The sequence below is a fragment of the candidate division KSB1 bacterium genome (assembly GCA_022566355.1).
Taxonomy (GTDB): domain Bacteria; phylum Zhuqueibacterota; class JdFR-76; order JdFR-76; family DREG01; genus JADFJB01.
The window spans coordinates 19,961-42,317 of the sequence record JADFJB010000022.1; the positions used below are offsets into that span (position 1 = coordinate 19,961).

Sequence of the window (22,357 nt, forward strand, 5' to 3'; positions counted from 1 at the left end):
GATGAATAAAAAGACAATATTGGTAATAGATGATAAACCTAAAAACATAGAAATACTGGTCGGTGGATTAATTAATAGTCACTTTCAAGTTGTAACTTCCGATTCAGGATTCGATGGTTTGCAAAAAGCACATCATATTTGTCCCGACTTAATCCTAATTGACGCGCAAGTTAGCGATTTGAATGGACATGAATTCCTTAGCAAGATAAAGGAAGATTCCACCGTTTCCGATATTCCAGTTTTGTTGTTGACAACGAATTCGGATATTGAAGAAAAAATAAATGCTTTTGAAAATGGTGCAAAGGATTATATTATTAAACCATTGCACGTAAGTGAAATTGTTGCAAAGGCAAAAATGATTCTGTCAAGACTAGATCGAAGGCAAATGGAACAGAAAAAGGATATTGGTAACGTAAGCGGAAAACTCGAAGGAAAAGGGTTGTTGGATTTAGTGGAAGATTTATCCGCACAACGTTTTAGTGGAATCCTTAATCTCACAAATAACTTTAAGAAGAATGGTCAAATATTTTTTGTAGAAGGTCAAGTGGTCAATTCTACTCTTAACGGCTTTCATGGAGAAAAAGCTGTTTACCAGATGGTTTCATGGACTAAAGGAGAATACACAATTATTACCCAGGATGTTGATGTGGAAAAGACCATAACAATAGGAAATATTGATTTAACTCTTCAGTCAAAAAAACGAATAGAAAAACGACGGAAACTTCTACTTGAACTTCCTTCATCGGACACCATATTCAAACTTAGTAATACTTTTGTAACGCTTATAGAAGATCGGGAAATGCCAGTTGATATCATTCAATTTATTGAACTTTTAGATGGTAAAAGATCAGTGGATAAAATAATGAATGACAGTAAACTTGATGACCTGGTTGCCATTGAAAGAATTGTAAAAATGTATGAACAGGGATTTCTAACCGAGGTAGAAAAACCGCGGCAAGAGATTACTGTTGAAGAAGAAACGACAACTAAGAAAGAACCCATATTTTTGCAGAAGGAGTTCGAGGTTTTCCAAAAACGAGTACTTGGATCGGATAATGGCAGCAAACGGTTGTTAGCAATTATAGGAACTGCTTCAAGTGGGAAAAGTGAGCTTATACAAACCCTTGCCTGTAGTGACTATCAAGAAAAAACCATGAAAAGCATTTTCCCAAACCCTGTTGAAATAGGCAAATTTCTTGCTGCTGATGATTTGGAGCTTACTTTGCTGGGAGTTCCGGTTGAAAAGCAATTAGGTATTTTCCTGGATTCATTTGAGGAAAATATCCTGGGTTATATTATTATCATTAACGCAATTGAACCCGAATCCTTTAGTTACCTGGGTTATTTGTTAAAAACATTCCGCAGTCAATATCAATTACCTTATGCGATAGCTATTACTAACCTGAGACATCCACAAGCAATAGGAATTGAAACATTGGCTCAGGAATTGTATTTGGAAGATTTTGAAGAATTGGTTCCTTGTAATCCTTCTGATTCTGATAATGTGAAAATGGTATTTCTTAGTATGTATTCTCCTTTTAGTAATCGAGGCAAATTAAATTCACAAACAAATATTAGTCATTTTAATTAAAGGTTTATTATGCCACTAAATGTCCTTTTGGTGGATAATCGCCAAGATATAATTGATGAATTTAAATCTGCTAATTGGGGCGAGAATTATTCAATTCATGTCATAAACTCACAGGCAATGGCTTTAAACTTTTTGGCTGACCAATCTATTGATTTAGTTTTCATAGCAAATCAACTTGATGGTGCTGATGGTGTGGAAATCATTCAAGAGATTAAGAAGCAAAGCAACGGTAATAACCCCCTTTTTATTATTCTTTCTGATGAATCCGATTATCGTATCAGGGTTCAACAAATGACAGAACATATTGACGAATTCATAAGAGTGCCATTTCATTCAAAAGAATTGGTTTTGAAAACGAATATTCTAGTATCCGAATTACAGAGTGCCCCTAAGCGATCGCTGAAGTCGGTAGCAAGTTTTTCAGGCAAACTAAGCGAAATGAGCTTATTGGATTTACTGCAATCCCTGGAACTTGGTGAAAAATCCGGAATCATATATCTGCAACACGACCTCCAACACGGGAAAGTCTATCTACAGAAGGGATTGGTTTGTGAAGCAGAATTATCCGAAAAATCGGGAAAAGATGCGTTTATGAGTATGGCTATTTGGTCAGAGGGCGCCTTTGTTGTAGAATTTACCTCTGCAGAGACGGTCAAAAAGGTTGAGGAAACTACCAAAGAATTGATTTCTCAAGGTAGAGAACTATTAAATGAATGGAATGACCTAAAGAAAAATTTCTCTGATTTCGAAATTTTGTTTGAAGTTGAAGAAGAATTGGACAGAAACCTTTTAGATGCGAATTCACAAGTACTACTCCCATTGGTTGAAGAAGGTAAGAAATTAAAAGAAATTCTTATAGTTAGTCCATTGGGTGAAGTTGAAACGTTGCAATCCATTAAAAATATGGTAGATAAAGGTATTATTCGTGAAGCTATAAATAATGGTGTTCAAAAGACAGAACAATCTCCGGATGATCAACCAGATAAAAAGTCAGATGCCAATTCAAATTATGGTTCTCAAATCATGGATAACTTCGTCGAGAGAATCGTAAACAAAAATAAATCAGCTGAAGATATGAATTAAAGGATTCATTTTTACATTTATCCTTCAAACTTTTCTATCATTTGTTACATTCCTTAAATATAGTTAAAATATTGATTTATGGTATTCCTTTAACTCAATAGCTATTGACATTTGATCTAAAAAACTTTATATTTCATAGACTCGGTCGCTCCTGCTTATTAGGGCGTCATTTTTTTTATTGCGAGAGTGGCGGAATTGGCAGACGCGCTAGATTTAGGATCTAGTGGGGTTTCCCCGTGGGGGTTCGAGTCCCCCCTCTCGCACGAGTATCGAGTATATAGAATATGCTAGGTTTTAAGAGAATCTTAAAATAAGAGGAAATGTTGAAGTATAGTATCAACCAGCTTAAAAATACAGTTCACGAAATATTATTAACCATCCCTGCTGAAGAAATTCAACAACAAGTATCAAATGAATTGGAACAGTTACGCAAAAAAGCTTCTATCCCGGGATTTCGAAAAGGAAAGGCGCCTCTCAAGGTGGTACGAGCTCGATATGGTAAAAATGTTGAGGAAGATGCACGATTCGAGGTTACCAACCGTAATTTTAAAAAGATTATGGAGCAAGAGAGTTATAAAGTTGTTGGCGGCGGTGCAATTAAAACATATAACAAGCAAGATGATGGTTCTTTAGCTGTTGTCCTCGAATTTCAGATTGAGCCGGAAATTAAATTAAAGAAAATCGATAAGCTTAGTGTTTCAAAAGAGATCCACATAGTTAATGATGAAAATGTTGACAAGACAATGGAAAATTTACGTGACCAGCATGCGGTTATAGAACCTATTGAGGGCGAAGCGAATGAAAACCATTATATCATGGCTGATTTTCAGGAGATAGATATTTCCGGATCACCCATAATTGGGCATAAGTTTGAGGACCGATATTTTATGCTTGGCAGTAAAGTATTTGGGGAAACATTTGAAGATCAGATGAAAGGTTCTAAAGTCGGGGATGTTAGGAATGTCGAAGTGACCTATCCACATAAAGACTCACCGGATGCCAAGAAAACAGAATTTTATCAGGTAACCATTAAACGGATCGAGAACAAAAATCTTCCTGATCTTGATGATGAATTTGCATTGTCCATTTCCGATTATGAAAGTATTGATGACCTTCGAAAGTCGGTGCGAGAGAATTTGCAACGTGAATTAGATTATAGAAGCAAAGATCAAATGCATTCGGAATTGATTGATGAGGTTATAAAAAACAATCCTTTTGATGTTCCTCCATTGATGGCTGATTTTTATTTACATACCTGGTTTGAAGATATTAAAAAGGATTCTAAACAGAAACTGGATGAAGAACAACTCAAAGAACAAAACCGGCCTTTTGCGATTAGAAATATTAAATGGCATTTACTTCGTCGAAAAATTGTAGAACAAGAAAACATATCAGTCTCAGATGAAAATGTTGAAAGTTTTGTAAAGGATATTGCTGAGAAAACAAAAACAGATTCAACTGAAGTTAAAAAATATTATCAGACAACAGAACGAAAAGAAAAACTAAAAGAACAAATATTAGATAATTTAATTTTTGAACGCCTTTTAAAGACTGCCAAAATAAAGGAAGTTATCATAAAGGACAATAAATCTAAATTAATAGAAACAGCATAAGGTTAAGCATAAACGAGGGTTATTTATGGCATTGGTTCCAATAGTAGTTGAACAGACGGGTCGAGGTGAGCGAGCATATGATATTTATTCCAGGCTTCTTAAGGAACGCATTATTTTCATCGGTTCACCCATTGAAGATACAGTTGCGAGTCTAACAATAGCGCAAATGTTGTTTTTGGCGGCTGAAGATCCTGACAAGGATATTTCAGTATATTTAAATTCACCCGGTGGTTACATATCCTCCGGACTAGCAATTTATGATACGATGCAATATATAAAACCTGATGTTGCCACAATTTGCATTGGGCAGGCATCCAGTATGGCCGCCGTTTTATTGGCTGCCGGTAAAAATGGTAAAAGATCCGTTTTGCCTAATTCCAGGGTTATGATCCACCAACCGTTAGGCGGTGCGCATGGACAAGCATCGGACATCGAAATTCAGGCAAAAGAAATTCTTACACTCCGTACCAAGATTAATGAAATTTTGAGTGTTCATACAGGGCAATCATTAAAAAAAATAGAAAAAGATTCGGATCGTAGTTATTTTATGTCTGCCGAGGAAGCCAAAGTCTATGGCATTGTAGATGAAGTTCTAGTGAAAACAGATAAATCTAGCAAGAAAAAGTAGAGAATAATATGTCCAATTATGAAAAAAGTGAAAAGCTTTATATCTGTTCATTTTGTGGGAAAAACTCCCAACAAGTAGACGCGATTATTACTGGGCCGGGTGTTTTTATTTGCAATGAGTGCGTCGCCGGTGCGAATGAAATTCTTAGAAGCGATATTAAACGACGTTCACTTTCTTCCAAACAAGGAATGCCAACTCCTTCGGAAATCTACCAGGAACTGGAACAGTATGTAATTGGCCAAGAACATGCAAAGAAAACATTGGCTGTAGCTGTTTACAACCATTACAAGCGAATTGCTTCACAGAAATTTCATGAAGAAAACGAATTAGAAAAAAGTAATATTTTATTAATCGGGCCTACAGGAACCGGTAAAACTTTATTGGCGCAAACGCTGGCAAGGTTTTTACAAGTTCCATTTACTATAGCAGATGCTACTACATTAACTGAGGCAGGCTACGTTGGCGAAGATGTTGAAAACATTCTAGTCCGGCTATTACAAGCGGCTGATTATGATTTGGAACGTGCAGAAAAGGGGATTGTGTACATCGATGAAATTGATAAGATAGCCAGGAAAAATGGCAATCCTTCCATTACACGGGATGTTTCAGGTGAAGGTGTTCAGCAAGCTTTGTTGAAAATTTTGGAAGGTACAATTGCATCAGTGCCGCCAAAGGGAGGAAGAAAACATCCTGAGCAAAACTTAATCAATATCAATACAAAAAATATTTTATTCATATGTGGAGGGGCATTTGAAGGTGTTGAGAATTTAATTGAAACTCGTATTGGCGTTAAAACAATGGGTTTTAAAGCTGAAGTAAAATCAAAGGAGAATATAGAAGGAAGTTCAAATCTCCAGAGGGTTGAACCGGATGATCTTCTTAAGTTTGGTTTAATCCCTGAACTAATTGGAAGGCTGCCGGTGTTAGCTGCATTGGATGAACTTAATGACGATGCTCTTATGAAAATTCTAGTTGAACCCAAAAATGCCCTTACCAAGCAATACATTCGTATGTTTGAACTTGAAGGTGTTGAATTGGAATTCAAACTCGACGCTCTAAAGACTGTCATTAAAAAATCTCGTAAAAGAAAAACAGGTGCAAGGGGCCTTCGTTCAATCATGGAAGATGCAATGCTTGAGATTATGTATCAATTGCCTTCAAATCCGGAGATTAGGAAGTGCATCATTACAGTGAACGTAGTTGAGAAGAAAGATGAACCTATCTATGAGTATAGGACTGTAAAGAAAAAGGCTTCATAGTAAGATTTATTCTTGTTTTCTGTTTTTATTAAATTGGCTTCAAAAATTTCCCTATTGTAATCCCTAAACTAAATTAGTTATTTGTTAAAGGAAAGATTTCTTAAATATGGTACGATTAAAACGTGATGATATAATCATAGAAATCGACGATAAACTTCCGATTCTTCCCCTGAAAGAAACAATAGTTTTTCCCTATATGATCTACCCACTATTAGTGGGTCGGGAGTCAAGTATTAAAGCAATCCAAGAAGCTTTAATACACGAAAAATTGATATTATTGGTGGCTCAAAAAGATGTTTCAAACGACAACCCCACCAGGAGTGAACTTTTCAGGGTTGGTGTGATTGCACGAGTATTGCAAATTTTAAAATTACCCAATGGATTGGTCAAAATATTAGTAGAAGGGTTGGTAAGAGCAAGAATAAAGCGGTTTATTCCTCATCCCGAATTTTTAAGATCACGTTTTGAGGTGATCCAGGAATTTTCAAAATTAACCAAAACTAATGAAGCGGCTCTAAGGCATGTGGTTAGCCTGTTTAAGGAATTTGTATTATTAAACAGAGATTTTCCTGATGAATTGCTCCTTTCTATTGATTCGCTCGAAAATGTTCAAAGAATAACTGATTTTATTGCGGCCCATGTTCCCAAACGGCTTGAAGAAAAACAACAACTACTGGAAGCATTTAATATTGATGATGAACTTTTTATGCTTGCTGAGTTGCTTCAATCCGAAAAAGAAATACTCGAATTAGAAAAAAATATAGATGACCAAGTGCGCCAAAAAATGCAAAGTTCCCAGCGCCATTTTTACTTACAGGAACAACTCCGCATTATTAAGCAGGAATTGGGTGAGGACGAGGAAGGTTTCAATGATTATCAGTCTTTGGAAGAAAAAATTAATGAAGCCAAACTGCCAAAGGAGGCAAGGGAAAAAGCAGATGAAGAACTCGATAAGCTTCGTTTTACACCGCCTATGTCTCCTGAGTTTACGGTTATCCGTAATTATTTAGATTGGCTGGTCGCTTTACCCTGGCATAAAAGAACAAGGGATAATCTCAATTTAAAAATTGCCCAAAAGACTTTAGACAATGATCATTATGGCTTGAAAAAACCCAAGGAGAGAATTCTCGAACATCTTGCCGTTCTAAAATTAAAGAAGAAAGTCAAAGGTCCGATTCTGTGTTTTGTTGGACCCCCAGGTGTCGGTAAAACTTCCCTTGGAAAGTCGATTGCAAAGGCTTTAAGCCGTAAATTTGTACGTGTTTCTCTTGGTGGAATCAGGGATGAAGCTGAGATTCGTGGGCATAGACGAACTTATATCGGTTCTATGCCGGGTCGAATCATTCAATCACTCAAGAAAGCTGGAACAATTAACCCGGTTTTCCTATTGGATGAAGTAGATAAAATGAGCATGGATTTTCGGGGTGATCCATCATCTGCTTTGCTTGAAGTACTCGACCCGGAGCAAAATCATAAATTTAGTGATCATTATTTGGAAATAGAATTCGACCTATCGAATGTTCTTTTTGTGACTACAGCCAACGTTCGGCATAATATCCCGGAACCCTTAATGGACCGTATGGAAATAATCGATCTTCCCGGGTACATGGAATATGACAAACTTGAAATTGCGCGTTCTCATTTAGTGCCTAAACAATTATATGAGACCGGACTTAACACAAAGAACACGAAATTTACAGATTCGGCGATTTTAAGTATTATCCGAAACTATACACGTGAAGCGGGGGTTCGTAACTTGGAGAGAAATATTTCAAACGTTTGCCGAAAACTTGCAAAACAAATTGTAATGAAATCTACAAAAGTAAATCAATTTATTAATGCTAGAAATCTTAAGAGTTACCTGGGAGGACCGAAATACCTGGAAAAGATGGCAGAAACAACCGACCAAATCGGCATCGCTACCGGCCTTGCCTGGACGGAGTTCGGTGGCGACCTCCTTCAGATTGAAGTGACTTTGATGAAGGGTAAAAGTAAGCTCACTTTAACTGGAAATTTAGGTGATGTGATGAAGGAATCTGCCCAGGCTGCTTTAAGCTATATCCGATCCAATACAACGATGCTAGGTGTGGATCCAAAGGTTTTTCAAAACTATGAAATACATATCCATATTCCTGAAGGAGCAATTCCTAAAGATGGACCATCGGCTGGAATAACATTAGCAACAGCAATCGTATCGGCAATAACCAAAAAGCCGATTTCAAAAGACCTGGCAATGACTGGTGAAATTACCCTTAGAGGTAGCATTTTACCGATTGGCGGACTTACAGAAAAATTGCTTGCAGCTCGCAGATCAGGGATAAAGAGGGTTCTCATACCTGAACAAAATCGTAAGGACTTGGAAGAAATTCCTCCAAAAGTGCTAAAAGGAGTTGAGCTCATTTTTGTCCATAAAATGGAAGATGTGTTCTCTCATGCGTTTGCGAACGGACGTCTAGAAATCGAAGCTAAAAAATAAGTTATGAAACAATTTGAGGCTGAGTTCCATCACGCCTCTTACACGCCAGGCGATTTCCCAAAAGATCAATTCAATCAAATTGCATTTGCCGGAAGGTCCAATGTCGGCAAATCATCCATGATCAATTGTTTGATCAGCCAAAAGAACCTGGCCCGAATCAGTTCGCATCCGGGCAAGACGCGATCCATAAATTTTTTGTTGATCAATCGCCGGTTTTTCTTTGTTGATTTACCAGGTTATGGCTATGCAAAAATATCGAAGGCTGAAAGACAACGATGGAAAACATTAATTGAGAGTTATTTAATGGATAATTCTAAACTTAAGGGATTGATTCACATTATCGATTCAAGGGTCGGTTTAACTAACCTCGATGAAGGAATGTTGACTTTTGCCTCAGAAATTCATTTGAATACCGTTATTGTAGCTACAAAAATCGATAAGCTAAAACAGAGTGAAAAAGTGAAAAACTTTCGACTGATCGAAAAGAAATTAGCTGAATTTGGACTATCTGAATACATTCCTTTCTCTGCTAAAACGAAATTTGGCAGGAAAGAAGTGCTCCATTGGATTGAAAATAGCTTAAAGCTTTAATTGTGACTGCAAAATTATTAACGCCAGGGCCAACTCCAATTCCGGATAATGTTATAACCAAAATGGCCCAGCCGATTATCCATCATCGAACCAAAGAATTCAGGGAATTGTTTGGCAGGGTGCAAGCTGGGTTGAAAGAACTCTTCCAAACCGAAGAAGACGTGATTGTATTGACTTCTTCCGGAACCGGTGCTATGGAAGCCGCATTAGCAAATTTATTTAAAAAAGGCGATAAAGCGCTAACCATTGAGATGGGAAGATTTAGTGAGAGATGGGGAGAAATGTGTGAAGCATTCGAAATTCCAGTTAGCCGCCATCGATTGGAGTGGGGAAGATCTTGCAGCCCCATAGAGTTGGAAGACTTGTTGAAGCAAAGTTCAGATTATAAAGCCATTTGTCTAACCCATTGTGAAACTTCAACTGCCTCAGTTGTTGATTTGGAAGCTTTAGCTAAAGTTATTCATCGTTATTCAAATGCTTTGATTGTTGTCGATGGAATTACATCAGTTGGGGTTATACCTTTGCTAATGGATAGTTGGGGCTTGGATGTGGTGATTTCGGCTTCTCAGAAAGCCTTTCGATGCCCTGCAGGACTAGCATTTATTGCCTGCAGCAAAAGAGCCTGGAAAGCCATTGAATCCGGGGACCGGCATCGGTTTTATTTTGATCTGCGTAAAGCAAAAGATTCACAGGCAAGTTCAGATACGCCATTTACACCTGCAATTTCCTTGTTTTTCGGTTTAGAAGAGGCGTTGCAAATGATGGTCACTGAAGGAGTCCAAACAATTTGGAGTAAACATAAAATATTGGCATTTGCATTTCGGGAAGCCATAAAACAATTAGGTTTTGTATTACTGGCGGATATGCCCTCAGATTCTGTAACCGCCATAAAAATACCGGATTCCTTAAAAGAAGATAATCTTAAGGAAAGACTTAAAGAAAAAGGATTTGTTGTGGCAGGTGGACAGGGGAAGTTGAAAGGTGAGATTTTGAGAATTTCTCATATGGGTGATGTTGATGCTGATGATCTATCCGCATTCTTAATTGCTTTCGAAGAAGTCCTGCTTGCAAGAGGTTGGAAAGTTCAGAAAAGGATTTCGTTTCGTAAGTTTCAAAACCTGGTTCAAACAAATAATATATAATTTTGATAAATCAAATAATGTGAGTTAGAACATCCATGAATGCGGACGTAAATATTGTATCGATTCCTTATCGTGAGGGCTCGATCCGTGCTAAACATAGTGATATCAAGAATCCCAAATTCGGTCTAATCCTTGGTCACGGTGCAGGTGGTGGAATGGACACGCCATTTATGCAATATTATTTAAGCCGTTTATCTTCACTGGGCATTTGTGTGACTGAATTTAATTTTCGTTACAAGGAGTCGGGCAGAAAAGCACCAGCTCCTCGTGCCCAATTAGAAGCTGAATACCGGACCGTTATTGAATATGCATTGGCTGAAATTTATCCTGATATTCCAATATTTGTAGGTGGCAAATCGATGGGTGGACGAATTTCGAGTTATATTGCCGGAGAATATTCCCGGGTAATCGGTTTGGTTTTTTTGGGGTACCCCCTGCACCCACCTGCCAAGCCAGGTACGGAACGAGCTGAACATTTATATGCATTACAAAAGCCCCTGTTATTTGTGTCCGGATCAAAAGATAGCTTGGCGAAATTGGATTTGTTGCAAGATACAATAACAAGGCTTGATAAATTCGGCCATTTATTTCTAATAGAAGATGGAGATCACTCCCTAAAAGTTCCAAAGAAGTCGCCGTTGACTACAGAACAGGTTTGGAATCGCTGTTGCGGGGAAATTCTCAATTGGATTGAAAGGATTCAGGAGAGAAGTTAAGTTCACTGCAGTTTATTCTTCTTCCAGTCTAACCGGATCAGGAAAATCCCTATATAATGCAAATTTAACATCTTTTACTGCAATATAGACTGCATTGTGAAGTGTTTCCATCTCTCCTCTACGGGTTGCTACTTGTTGAAATGCGGTTTCCAATTGTCCTAAATCATCTGTTTTTATACAAATATTAAATTCCCCTAAGTCGTTAGGACCAAAACCAAGCTTGCGTCGTGAAATACTAAATCCATTAATTTTTCCTTGTTTCTGTAAAAAACCTAAATATTTTTGGACGTTTTCGGCAAATTCTAAATCTTTTGAAGAATCTCTTATATTGCACCATATTTGGTAATAATCCATTTGTATAGTCTTTCACTATTTGTGGTGAACTTAGTTAAGTTAGGAATTAAGCCGGAAAATTTTTTTCCGGTTTCACTTCTTGGAAGAGTATGATCTTGAAATAAATTTATAAAATTGAGGTTTAAATACACTATTTATTTTGGTTGCTGGTGTCTTTTGAATTCATAAATATGAAATTAAATATTTTGTGAAGTTCAAAATTTATCTTGATTTGCCGGACACTTTTAAAGTTTGTTATTGATTCATTTTAATAATATATTTTTCAGTTATTTAATTGGAAACAATTAGATTATTTATGAATATTGAGAAATGAATATGAAACAACTCTACGTTTTATTGTTAGCATTATTCTCCGTAGGATGTGCAACGACGAAAGTCGATAAGCCACAAGAGACCGCTAAAACAGAAGATGTAGATCAGAAAAAGGATGAAAAGGAAAAGCACCATATAGCAGTTTCCCGCTATATGGATGGCATTTTGGAAAGCGATAATGGTGAATGGGAAAAAGCACTACTTGCTTTTCAGGAAGCGTTATTATTTGATCCGGATACACCCTCTATCCTTCGATCGATCTCGGAAGCATATTCAAATCTAGGCCGCATTGAAGCGGCAATAAAAACGGCAAACCAGGCAGTTGAATTAGCACCACAGGAAGCGGATGGTTATAAGCTGCTCGCGGATCTTTATAGTAAAACGCGTCAGTTTAAGAAGGCACTGGAGAAATTTGAAAAACTAAAGACACTTAATCCCCAGGATATTGAGATTCGTTATAAACTCGCCAACCTGTACGTGTTGCTCAACCAGGGAGAAAAAAGTATAGCAGAGTTTCAGGAAATTTACCGGCTTGAGGGGTATAAACCGGAGGTGTTGTTTAGAATAGGCGAGCTATATATCCAATCAAAAAAATATGAGAAAGCCATTGAGACTTTCCAGGACGTGGTAAAGCAGGAACCAGGCAATGAAAATGCATATGTTTTTCTAGGAATGACTAAATTGATGCAAAAAGATACTGCAGGGGCTGTTCTCATTTACCAGCAAGCACTAAAACAAGATGAAAAATTTGTCAGGATCCGCGATAGTCTGGCTGAAATTTATTCTGCTCAAGAAAAGTGGGACAAAGCAATTATCTTGTATCAAGAATCCGGTAATCAGGATTCCAGTGATGTGATTGCCCGATTACGGATTGCGGAAATTTATCTTACCAAAGGAGATACCCTAAAGTCAGATATGGCATATCGGGATTTGGCAACAGATTTTCCCAAAGATTGGCGATCGTATTATTATCTAGGCAGGCTTCAGTTTGATGCGGGGCAATCCGATTCTGCTGTTGTAAATCTTAAAAAAGTCATTGAGCTTAATCCTAAATTACCTGACGCCTGGAATTTCCTTGGATTTGTGTATATTCAAACCAAACAGAACGATTCAGCCAAAGTGCATTTTGAAAAGGCCCTGAAACTATTTCCAAATGATGACCGGCTTAATTATTTTTACGGCTATTTGTTAAGTCAAATGGATAAAAAAGGGGATGCCGTTAAGTATCTTTCACGCTCTCATCAATTAAATCCGAATAATCCGGCTTCTACCCTGGAGCTGGCCAATTTATATATTCAATTAAAGAGTTATAACAATGCCATTAAATTATGTGAAACCTTATTACGAAGAGATCCGGAAAACTTAAGCGGCTTACTCACCCTGGCATCTATTTTTGATTTGCAGAAACGATTTACTAAATCCGAACCTTTATATGATAAGGTTATGAAGCTGAAGCCTGGCGATCCCGTTATGTTAAATAATTTTGCCTATAGTCTGTCAATACGGGGAATACGTTTGGATGAAGCGCTTCAAATGGCAAAAACTGCTGTGGAGAAAGATTCCACCAGAGGCGCCTATTGGGACACATTGGGCTGGATTTATTATAAATTGGGAGACAATCAACTTGCTTTGCAGTATGTTAAAAAGGCAATCGAATTAAGGGAGCCTTCTGCTGAGGTGCTCGATCATATGGGCGATATTTATATGAAATTAGGGGATTTCAAGACGGCCGAAACCTATTGGCAACAAGCGATCGAAAAGGAGCCGGGTAATAGGGAAATCTTTCGGAAATTGGAAAAAGGAGAATTATGAGTGTTCAAATTAGATTTTCCATACTTCAGACTAGTTTTATTTCTCCTATTCATTTCTCTAAGTTTTTCTTCGTGTACCGGCAATAATAGCCAAAGGGCGGATTTTTTTAGAAAGAATCCATTAGCTTTATATAATGCAGCGCTCCAGCAATCCCTAAAATTAAATTCTCTGGAAGGGTTTGCCCATCTTACTGTTGAATCTCCCGAGGGCGGCTTTGATGGAAGCGCCAGGATTTATTTTCAACAACCCGACTCCTTGTTAATCCAGATTAAGACCGGGCCTGGCATCTCTTTGGGATACATGCTGATCAAAAATGAACAATTCTGGATGTATAATATCCGGAAAAAATTGCTATTCAAAAGTAAGGGCGACCAGGTTCCTCTTGAAGAACTTATCGGAATTAAAGTTCCTTTGCCGAATATATATGATGCAGCTCTTGGACTGCCACGCTACCAGAACTATCAACTTTCGGATAACTCCGATAGTAGTGCACTTAAAATCCAATATGTCGGTAGCAATATCCAATATACTTTTCTTCGAAATGGCCATATTTATAATTTTCTTGCTGATCCGGGTAAAGGTTCTTTTATTAAGTACACTTTGGTTCGGAAAGGCGAAGTAGATAGTATCCATGTTGTATTTAAGCAATTCAGAAAATATAGTGGCATAAATGTTCCAAAACATATTCAGGTTAGCAGGCCTACGCACAAAGAGAGATTGTCATTTTTCTACTCAAGAATAACCGTAAATAAAAAAATGCGCCCAAATCGATTCGCGCTTAAAGTGCCTAAAAATATTGAAATTATTAATCTAACTCAAAACGAACAATGAGAAATTCTGTCAAAATTAGTATTGTAATTCCTTCCTACAACGAACAAGAATCATTGGAAGAGTTATGTCGAACTACTGTTTCCGTCTTAGAGAAATTAAACTCACAATTTGAAATTATATTTGTGGATGATGGTTCAACCGATGATTCACTTGAAATCATGCGGAAAATTTACCAAGCCGATCGCCGGATAAAAATAATCCAATTCAGGAAGAATTATGGTAAATCTGCTGCACTTTCTGCAGGGTTTGCCGCGTCGAATGGTGATATTGTCGTAACAATGGATGCAGATTTGCAGGATGATCCCACAGAAATTCCCAACCTGATTGCCAAATTAAATGAAGGCTACGAACTTGTGTCAGGCTGGAAAAAAATTAGACATGATCCACTAACAAAAAGAATCACATCCAAAATATATAATATTTTAACTTCCTTCTTTGGCGGCATCCGTTTACATGATTTTAATTGTGGGTTGAAAGCTTATCGTTCTGAAGTAGTAAAATCCATTCGGGTTTATGGAGATCAGCATCGTTATATCCCGGTTTTGGCACATAGTGAAGGATTCCGAGTAACCGAGCTTCCGGTAAAACATCATACCCGAAAATATGGCAAAACTAAATTTGGTTTGAGCCGTTTTACCCATGGCGCTTTCGATTTAATTACTGTCACATACCTCACTCGTTATAGAAAAAGGCCGCTTCATCTTTTTGGATTTTTAGGAATGATCAGTTTTGTATTAGGGACAATTATTTCAGGTGTGCTTACCTATCAAAGAATTTTTGAGGACAAATTCTTAAGTAACCGCCCTTTGTTGTTTTTAGGCATACTGCTCATCATCGTCGGTGTGCAATTCTTTTCTATTGGCCTTTTAGGTGAAATGTTAAGCTCCGCTAGCAAAGATACAGATAGTTATGTGGTGAGGGAGAGGTTGGGGTTTAATGATTAATCCATCGACTCTGCTTCAGACAAATAAAGATCGAGCTTAACACGAGCTGCATCTGCTTTATTTTTTTCTGTCTCTTCTAATAACTGAACCGCTTTTTTCTGCCATTCGATTGCCAAGCTCAATTCTCCTTTTTTATAGTAAATTGTTGCAATCGTTGTAAGGGAGCTGGCATCTTTATTTTCATTTAATTCACTGGCTCGTTTAGCGGCTTTCAAAGCAAAATCGAAATCTCTTTTCAATATTCCATCTTTGGTAGCAGTTGTGTTGGCAAGCCGCTTAAGTTGTCTGGGAGAATCCCATACTTCTTGCATGAATGTCTCGCCAAATTCATACGCTGCATCTGGTTCATTGAGATCTCGCAGCATAGTTAAGAATTTTAACTGTTTAGCATGGTGTCCTGGATTATCGGTAGGATCCATAGATTTGTCCGGCGAAATGGTACTAAACAGGAGGTAAATATCTAATTCGATTTCATCGCTAACTCTCTCCGTAAAACCTCTGCCGGGTTTCCAATCAAAATCTGCAAATTTAATAGTAGTTGTCCCTTCAAGTATGAGGACGTCATCATAGGTTCTGGAAAAAATTTGATAATTCATGGGTATGAATTCCAACTTTGCCGGAATTGTTATTTCTTTGTTGGTTTTTTTAATCGATAATAGCCCGGTTAAATTGAGGTCATAAGTCGTAGATTCATCCGATTTTTTTGTTTGCAATACATCGGTAATGCTTATTACTTCGAATGTGATTTCCGGATACAACTTAACATTAAAGAAATCTTTACCTTGCAGAAGATTATCTCCACCATCAATACCACTGCGAAAAGATGTGGTTGGTATTCTAAATGCGCCGCCAAGAATTGGGGTCAGTGGGTCTTCTTCCAAATCGAAAGGACTTACTATATAACCAACGGCACGACAGGTCGTAACGGCAACCCGTTGCAGGTATGCCCTGGACTTTAAGATTAGCTGAGTGTCTTCACCAGGCCAGACGTAATATATCAATCCTTGATCCAGCTGTTCATCCGGTACAGCAAGACTCTGGCCTGCTTCGGAGCGTGCCGGCACTTGAGCCAATGCCTGGGTGGTTACAGGGGTCAGCAACATAAATAAAATCCCTAATTTGGTAATTGATCTAATTGGAAAGAATCTTGGTTTCATTTCTTTTAACCTGTATTAAATTATGGATTTACCAATTTTTAACCTAACCTACTATGTTAGCAGAAGTTATCCCTTCGTCAAGCTCAGGACGCAGCCTGAACGAATTGAAGGGTTCTGGGTAGTACTATCACTTTCCTAATTCTAGCGCTTTGATTTTTGTGCGATTACGTATATACATTTTACTGCCCACAAGTGTTGGTGGCGTCCATGCCGTGCGCTCGATGATATGAGCTTTTGAATGGATCGTCAAGCCTTCCGGTGTGGCTGTTGCAATTGCCAGGTTGCCATCTTCATCTAGGATGATCAGTTTTTCATCAGCGTAGGATAAATGGGCGCGGGAAAATCCTCTTTTCCGCCACATGATTTTGCCGGTTTTAATATCCAAACACATGAGAAAAGCCGGTCCAAATCCACCGCTGGAGCCATAAATATAATCTCCGATTCTAGCATAAGTGCCGTACATGATACGCATTTTACGATTATACCACAATTCTTTGGCTTCATATTTACCATCTTTTTTAGTAATTTCAAGAACCCTGCTGCCGTCTGCATATGCCTGGGATCCAAACAAAAGATTATCTTTCCCCAAGTGTTGAGTCGTGAACAGAGTGCCGGCAGTTTGTGGGAAAGCATGATGCCATTTAAGTTCCCCGGTGTTGGGATCGAGACCGGCACGGTCAGCTCCCATAGCGACAAACAGTTGGTCCTCGCCTGCAATATTGACAAGAATCGACGACGAATAACCATTGCGAAAACTCTGGCTTTTCCAGATAACTTCGCCACTCTTTTGGTCAAAAGCAACGACTGCCTGATCTTTACCACCGACATTTACGATAATCATATTCTTATAAGCTATTGAACTTGGACCATAACCACGTCCCATGTGACTTGCTTGCATTTCTTCCATCAAATCTTTCGACCAGATGATTTCACCGGTTTTTTTATTCAAACAATTTAATATTACAGTCAAGCTTATAGTATATAGTTTATCGCCAACCAGTAGAGGTGATGATACTGGTCCATGGCCGAAATCCAGGATCATTTTGGGTTTCATAGGGGCTTCATAGGTAGTCTCCCAAATGATTTCGCCAGTTGATGCATTCAAAGAAACCACTGCATCCAGCTCACCTTTCCTTTTGGTTGTATAAAGAATGCCATCCTCATAGAGAATGGTGCTAAACCCATCCCCAAACTCATGGCTCCATAATTCAGTGGGACCATTTTCAGGCCAGGTAGAAGCGAGGGGGTTGGCTTCCACTGTGAAATCTCTATTGGGCCCACCCCATTGTGTCCATTGGGAATAACCAGGTTGAGAAATTAAGAAAATTATAATAAGAAAAAACACCCCTGAGATAAAGTGAGAAAAAGTATACTTTTGAATATTCCTAATTGTCGTAAGTTTCCTTCCTTTCGTGTAAATATTTCCGGATCAGAAATCCTTCAAAAAATTAGGTTCTCCAGAGAACCAAGTGAATTAATCTGTAAATTCAAGGTTGCAATTGCAACCTAATTCTCTGAAGAACCTAAAATGATAAAAAACGTGGGTTTGAACTCACGTCAAAAAAATGGTTGATATATTATGTCATTAAAATACCTGGCTAATACCAAGAACCCAGCGAAATCTCACATTATCTTTTTCAATTCCGTTATTATCCACTTCCGGAACACTCAGCCAGAATGGAAAGTCGGCTCGGATGGTAAAGTTTTGGCCCCATATTCTATGTCGTGTAAGCAAGCCGAGGCCTGCATCTGACAAAGTCTGGGTATCATCTTCTGTTTTCCAAATTTTGCCGGTATCATAGAATCCAACCAAAGTGGAATTTCCCAATAATTTCTTGATGAGAGGAATGGGCAGTCGAAATCTTTTTCGAAGTTCCATATTGAAGGCCATAAGTTTTTCACCGGCAAGAGGCATAGTCACATAGCCGCGCAGATTACCCCCGCCTGGTGCATGCAAATGAGCTTCTGGGAAAAATGATCCACGGCTTTTGAGATACGAGGATTGATATCGCGTTCTTGGATTTGCACCTTCAGCCCGGTATAAATCTTGTAAAGGTGGCCGATCACTGAAGGATGTTCCAGCATAACCTCGCAGATGCACTCCCACAAAATTCCACAGTTTGCCAGCCTTCATGATCATAAACCACGACTTTTGGATACCATTGCGCGAAGTCGTACTGCGTACCGCGGTAACCAGTCCGGCTCGATATTTTGCGGATTTTAGATTCAAATTTTAGCCGAATTGTGACTTCACCACCAGGCGGTAGAGGGCTTGGCAGTGCGGCTTCCAGAATGGTATCCTCTACCTGGTATGCTGTCACAACCTGGGTGGCAGCTCCTCCAGGTGAACCGATCCTGAAAGAGGTGATCTCGATCCAGCCGCGATCTTCCTCCGGTACATCTCGCAGTTGGTAGTATTTTTTTGCCTCCTGAGCCATTGTGGAGTTTTCATCCTTGTATGCATTTGGATATAAATGCAAGTAGAATTTGTTCAGGGTATTGGGTGAGAGTTGTTGCGATAAAGGATGGTCTCATTGCCTGTCAGCATATGCGTTTCAGGTTCGAGGGAAACATCCATAGTCTAATGTACAAATTGCTGCCAATAATCTTCCTCGGGATGCATACTGTAAGCTGTTCCGCAAACGAGAAAGGCTGACAAAATATAAATCAGTAGACATTTTTTTTCATGCTTACCTCCAGTTAATAAATAAGACGGTTAGAAAAGGTTTTGGGTTTCTGTCACAAAATGGTTTAGAGTGAACTCTGTTTGAACCTTATTTTGCATCACAGGTTAATTAAGATAACTACAGAAGCAAAAAGGAATGGTTTATGAAAATGGGGGATATTTTGGTCTGGTTAATATTTTTTACAATCATTAATATCTATTAAAGAATTAGCTCAAAATGGAGCACAGACTCTTCCAGCTGAACAAGTTAGCTTTGCTTTAAATCACTCAAAACTTGCCCTAATACATTTATTTATTGTTTCAGTACAGCTAATTTAGCGATCTTTCCTCTAATTCCAGCAGCCCACCCTGTCGTACCACTCGGAGAAAATTCCACAGAATTAAAACTGGTCGTATCCATATGAGTCCAAACCATGCCATTATTCACAGAAAAATCTGTTCCGGATGTTCCCAGGGTAATTAAAGAAAGGGGTGTTGAGCCAGGCAGGTAAGCTACTGCAGATTTGAATCCGGTTGGAGGAGAGTCTTCATTCAGTTGCCAGGTAACACCGCCATCTTTCGTAATCGCAAAGTTTTTATTCGTCTGATCCGGTTTCAGGTAGTCGCCGCCAACAGCCACGCCATTGTTTTCATCCCGGAAAGCCAGGCCAAAAATACCCGTGGAGGTTTCACCGCTAATGATGGGCGTATCCGAAATGGTCCAGCTTTTTCCATTGTCGATTGATCTTAGTACCCTGGCAGTAGAACCACCTGTACAGATCCAGGCATGATTTGTTCCAAACACAGTTATACCCGTGCCACTGGCGGCAAAGCCATATTCTCCCGCTTGGGCGGGAGGAATATTTTCAATTGCTACCCGGCGCCAGTTTTCGCCACCGTCTGATGTTCTGATGATGAAACAATGTCCATCGACCGGGTCGCCATAGGCAAGGCCATTATCTATATCCCAAAAAGCAATACCATCCAGAAAACCTTGCGGATGTGGATTGGTGAATTGCAGGGTCCAATTCCTGCCACCATCCGTTGTTTTGTATATCCTCGATTTTTCCCCGTCGCCGACACTCATGGTGTATGCGGTATTCTCATCAAATGCTTCGATATCTCTTAATTCCAGGTCTGTAGCGCCGGATATGGAATCAACACTCCAGGTCGCTCCACCATCGATGGTTTTGATAAATGTTCCTTCGGATCCGCTTGCCCAAACGATTTGGTCACTTACGACGCTTAAGCCACGGAATGAAGCCGGAGTATCAATGTCTTGAATAGTCCATTTTGCTGTTTCTAAGTTTATAGTTTCCATTTTTTTTGATTCGCAACCAGGGAAGGTACAAACGATTAATAACCCTAGAAATAAACCATAATTGTGCTTACATAATCGCATCGGATTAACTCCTATTAAAATTTTATAAGAAATTATTTTTTTAGGAATGTCATAGAATTGCCGCTTGGGAAATAGATTGATAATTGGTTTTGTTCGATTTTAATTAAACATTTTTCTTGAGAAGCCTCAGCTGCAGAACGAATTTCCATCCGAAGCGGACTTTGAGCTAAATCCCCAATGGCGTTGCCGGCGGATAAATTATAGTGATGTTTGAATTCCAAGCTGTCGCCAATCAGCAAATAGGTGCCACCTTCGGCAGAACCTCGTTGTGGTTTATCTTCATCATCCATTACGAAAAAAAGAACGGTCCAATCCTTCTCTGTAAAGAAGATATGGCCCTTAACCACATGTTGACCGCCATCTTTTAGAGTATACATTTTAGTCGACCATGCACCTTCGAGGCTATTTTTAATACTATTTGTTTGACAAGAAATTATCGGAATTAAAAAAGTTAGGATGAGAAATTGAACCCTAAAGAACTTCATAATTATGTCTTTAAAAATTTCGAATGATTTCACCCAGAATCTCTATGGCAGAACCCAATTGATCGTCTGATAAATAGGGTGCAGGACCCAACCGCAATGTCTCATCTCGATAGTCCGTTAATACACCATGTTCACTTAATCGCTGGTTCATCTTTTCGGCATAAGGGGAATCCAGGGCAAGGAATCCGCCAATATTTTCCAAAGGTATTGAATGATCCCTGCTTATAATTTTAGGATCGGCATCGAGGTTATCGAATAATTGTTGTAGCAGGCCAACCTGGTGTTGACTGACTTTGCGAAGAAATTCAGGAGTTAGTTGATGCTTGTCAAAAAAGGCAAATACCTCTGCTGCCCGGTAATGGCTGGTTGGGTCGTATGTCGCCCCGGCAAACCTGGCGGGTCCTTTACCATAAGATAATCTGTTGGTTTTATCAGTCAGCGCATCAAATTCACTGAACCATCCTGTGATGACCGGCCTCATTTGGCAATCCTTAGGAAATCGAAGAAAGCAATTGCCCTCACCCAACTGACAATATTTATAGCCGCCGCCCACCATAAAAGCTTGTTGTAGATTTTCCTTTTTAATTGAGAACGGCACGACGTTAAGAGTATGATAAACGTCGATTAATAATTCTGCACCTACTTTTGTACAGGCATCTAAAACATGAGAAAGTCCCGGGACAATGTGGGCATTTTTAAAATAAACCGAGGATACCAAAACCGCAGCCGTGTGATCGTCTACAGCATCAGCCAGTCGATTCGAAACTGAGGATGCAGGATAAGCTGCCACTTTTACGATTTTCACTTCTTCCTCAGCCAATCGGTCTAATTGCCGCCGGATCGTATGAAATTCGCCATCTGTGGTCACTATTTTTGGTCGTTGTTTTAAAGGCAAGGCGGAAAGAAAGCGAATCACCAATTCATGCGTATTTCCCGCCAGGGCAATGATACCATTTTCATCATCGAGGAGGCGGGCAAAACCGCTACCTACTAATTCGGCTTTGGCAAAGGCTCTTTGCCATTTTTCATCGACGAATTCTGATGCATCCAGCCAGGCTTGTTTTTGTCCTTCTAAACCGCAATCCGGCCACGCTTGATGTGAATGGCCGGTTAAAAGCAATCGCTCATCAACACGAAAGCGACTGTAATGTTTTACCAGTTTGTTAGGGCTTTGGAATAAATCTACTGGAGTTAACATATTTTAATCTATTTGATAATGAACAACATTCTGGTTCAAATATCAAAGTTCTGTCCGAATTTCCCATAAATCCGGGAATACCGGTTTGAACAGGGTTT

Annotated in this window: 20 protein-coding genes and 1 tRNA gene; 13 read left to right on the forward strand and 8 right to left on the reverse strand. The window is 38.9% G+C overall.

Annotated features, from left to right (window positions below; translation table 11 throughout):
* The first annotated feature begins 1 nt into the window (after nucleotide 1).
* From IIC38_06075 to IIC38_06120, 10 genes are all read left to right on the forward strand, one after another.
* Nucleotides 2-1,591, forward strand: a complete 1,590-nt coding sequence (locus IIC38_06075) for a response regulator (GenBank protein MCH8125513.1) — start codon at nucleotides 2-4, stop codon at nucleotides 1,589-1,591.
* Between the two features lie 9 nt (nucleotides 1,592-1,600).
* A complete protein-coding gene (locus IIC38_06080; GenBank protein ID MCH8125514.1) occupies nucleotides 1,601-2,674 on the forward strand; it encodes a response regulator in 1,074 nt (357 codons plus the stop codon).
* Nucleotides 2,675-2,854: 180 nt separating this feature from the next.
* Nucleotides 2,855-2,937, forward strand: a tRNA-Leu gene (locus IIC38_06085).
* Nucleotides 2,938-2,994: 57 nt separating this feature from the next.
* On the forward strand, nucleotides 2,995-4,287 hold the full coding sequence (tig, locus tag IIC38_06090; protein MCH8125515.1) for a trigger factor: 1,293 nt from the start codon (nucleotides 2,995-2,997) through the stop codon (nucleotides 4,285-4,287).
* A 25-nt stretch (nucleotides 4,288-4,312) separates the two neighbouring features.
* Nucleotides 4,313-4,915: an ATP-dependent Clp endopeptidase proteolytic subunit ClpP gene (gene clpP, locus IIC38_06095; GenBank protein ID MCH8125516.1), complete on the forward strand. Its 603-nt coding sequence runs from the start codon at nucleotides 4,313-4,315 to the stop codon at nucleotides 4,913-4,915.
* An 8-nt stretch (nucleotides 4,916-4,923) separates the two neighbouring features.
* A complete protein-coding gene (clpX, locus tag IIC38_06100; GenBank protein MCH8125517.1) occupies nucleotides 4,924-6,174 on the forward strand; it encodes an ATP-dependent Clp protease ATP-binding subunit ClpX in 1,251 nt (416 codons plus the stop codon).
* 106 nt (nucleotides 6,175-6,280) lie between these two features.
* Nucleotides 6,281-8,650 carry an endopeptidase La gene (gene lon, locus IIC38_06105; protein MCH8125518.1) on the forward strand — a complete coding sequence of 790 codons (2,370 nt, stop codon included), beginning with the start codon at nucleotides 6,281-6,283 and terminating at the stop codon, nucleotides 8,648-8,650.
* Nucleotides 8,651-8,653: 3 nt separating this feature from the next.
* On the forward strand, nucleotides 8,654-9,241 hold the full coding sequence (locus tag IIC38_06110; GenBank protein MCH8125519.1) for a YihA family ribosome biogenesis GTP-binding protein: 588 nt from the start codon (nucleotides 8,654-8,656) through the stop codon (nucleotides 9,239-9,241).
* A 2-nt stretch (nucleotides 9,242-9,243) separates the two neighbouring features.
* On the forward strand, nucleotides 9,244-10,383 hold the full coding sequence (locus tag IIC38_06115; GenBank protein MCH8125520.1) for an alanine--glyoxylate aminotransferase family protein: 1,140 nt from the start codon (nucleotides 9,244-9,246) through the stop codon (nucleotides 10,381-10,383).
* Nucleotides 10,384-10,418: 35 nt separating this feature from the next.
* Nucleotides 10,419-11,099, forward strand: a complete 681-nt coding sequence (locus IIC38_06120; GenBank protein MCH8125521.1) for a hypothetical protein — start codon at nucleotides 10,419-10,421, stop codon at nucleotides 11,097-11,099.
* A gap of 12 nt (nucleotides 11,100-11,111) precedes the next feature.
* Here IIC38_06120 and IIC38_06125 read toward each other — a convergent pair whose 3' ends face one another.
* Nucleotides 11,112-11,453 carry a hypothetical protein gene (locus tag IIC38_06125; GenBank protein MCH8125522.1) on the reverse strand — a complete coding sequence of 114 codons (342 nt, stop codon included), beginning with the start codon at nucleotides 11,451-11,453 and terminating at the stop codon, nucleotides 11,112-11,114.
* Between the two features lie 315 nt (nucleotides 11,454-11,768).
* Between IIC38_06125 and IIC38_06130 the strand changes: the two genes are divergently transcribed.
* The 3 genes from IIC38_06130 to IIC38_06140 are packed head-to-tail and all read left to right on the forward strand — an operon-like array spanning nucleotide 11,769 to nucleotide 15,352.
* Nucleotides 11,769-13,577 carry a tetratricopeptide repeat protein gene (locus IIC38_06130; protein ID MCH8125523.1) on the forward strand — a complete coding sequence of 603 codons (1,809 nt, stop codon included), beginning with the start codon at nucleotides 11,769-11,771 and terminating at the stop codon, nucleotides 13,575-13,577.
* Complete coding sequence (locus tag IIC38_06135) at nucleotides 13,578-14,408, forward strand: DUF4292 domain-containing protein (GenBank protein ID MCH8125524.1); 831 nt, start codon at nucleotides 13,578-13,580, stop codon at nucleotides 14,406-14,408. It begins immediately after the preceding gene.
* Nucleotides 14,405-15,352, forward strand: a complete 948-nt coding sequence (locus IIC38_06140; protein ID MCH8125525.1) for a glycosyltransferase family 2 protein — start codon at nucleotides 14,405-14,407, stop codon at nucleotides 15,350-15,352. The genes IIC38_06135 and IIC38_06140 overlap by 4 nt, the downstream gene beginning before the upstream one ends.
* On the opposite strand, the gene IIC38_06145 is transcribed toward IIC38_06140, so the two are convergent.
* The 7 genes from IIC38_06145 to IIC38_06175 all read right to left on the reverse strand — a co-directional run bounded on the left by IIC38_06145 (nucleotide 15,349) and on the right by IIC38_06175 (nucleotide 22,259).
* Entirely contained in the window at nucleotides 15,349-16,509 is a 1,161-nt protein-coding gene (locus IIC38_06145) for a YceI family protein (protein ID MCH8125526.1), read from the reverse strand. The genes IIC38_06140 and IIC38_06145 overlap by 4 nt on opposite strands.
* A gap of 127 nt (nucleotides 16,510-16,636) precedes the next feature.
* Entirely contained in the window at nucleotides 16,637-17,767 is a 1,131-nt protein-coding gene (locus IIC38_06150) for a PQQ-like beta-propeller repeat protein (GenBank protein MCH8125527.1), read from the reverse strand.
* A 327-nt stretch (nucleotides 17,768-18,094) separates the two neighbouring features.
* Complete coding sequence (locus IIC38_06155; protein MCH8125528.1) at nucleotides 18,095-18,643, reverse strand: hypothetical protein; 549 nt, start codon at nucleotides 18,641-18,643, stop codon at nucleotides 18,095-18,097.
* On the reverse strand, nucleotides 18,573-18,947 hold the full coding sequence (locus IIC38_06160) for a hypothetical protein (GenBank protein ID MCH8125529.1): 375 nt from the start codon (nucleotides 18,945-18,947) through the stop codon (nucleotides 18,573-18,575). Before IIC38_06160 ends, IIC38_06155 begins: the two co-directional genes overlap by 71 nt.
* Before the next feature lie 540 nt (nucleotides 18,948-19,487).
* Nucleotides 19,488-20,495, reverse strand: a complete 1,008-nt coding sequence (locus tag IIC38_06165; GenBank protein ID MCH8125530.1) for a glycosyl hydrolase — start codon at nucleotides 20,493-20,495, stop codon at nucleotides 19,488-19,490.
* A 113-nt stretch (nucleotides 20,496-20,608) separates the two neighbouring features.
* Nucleotides 20,609-20,953, reverse strand: a complete 345-nt coding sequence (locus IIC38_06170) for a hypothetical protein (GenBank protein ID MCH8125531.1) — start codon at nucleotides 20,951-20,953, stop codon at nucleotides 20,609-20,611.
* Nucleotides 20,954-21,071: 118 nt separating this feature from the next.
* A complete protein-coding gene (locus tag IIC38_06175; GenBank protein MCH8125532.1) occupies nucleotides 21,072-22,259 on the reverse strand; it encodes a kynureninase in 1,188 nt (395 codons plus the stop codon).
* Nucleotides 22,260-22,357: the final 98 nt, after the last annotated feature.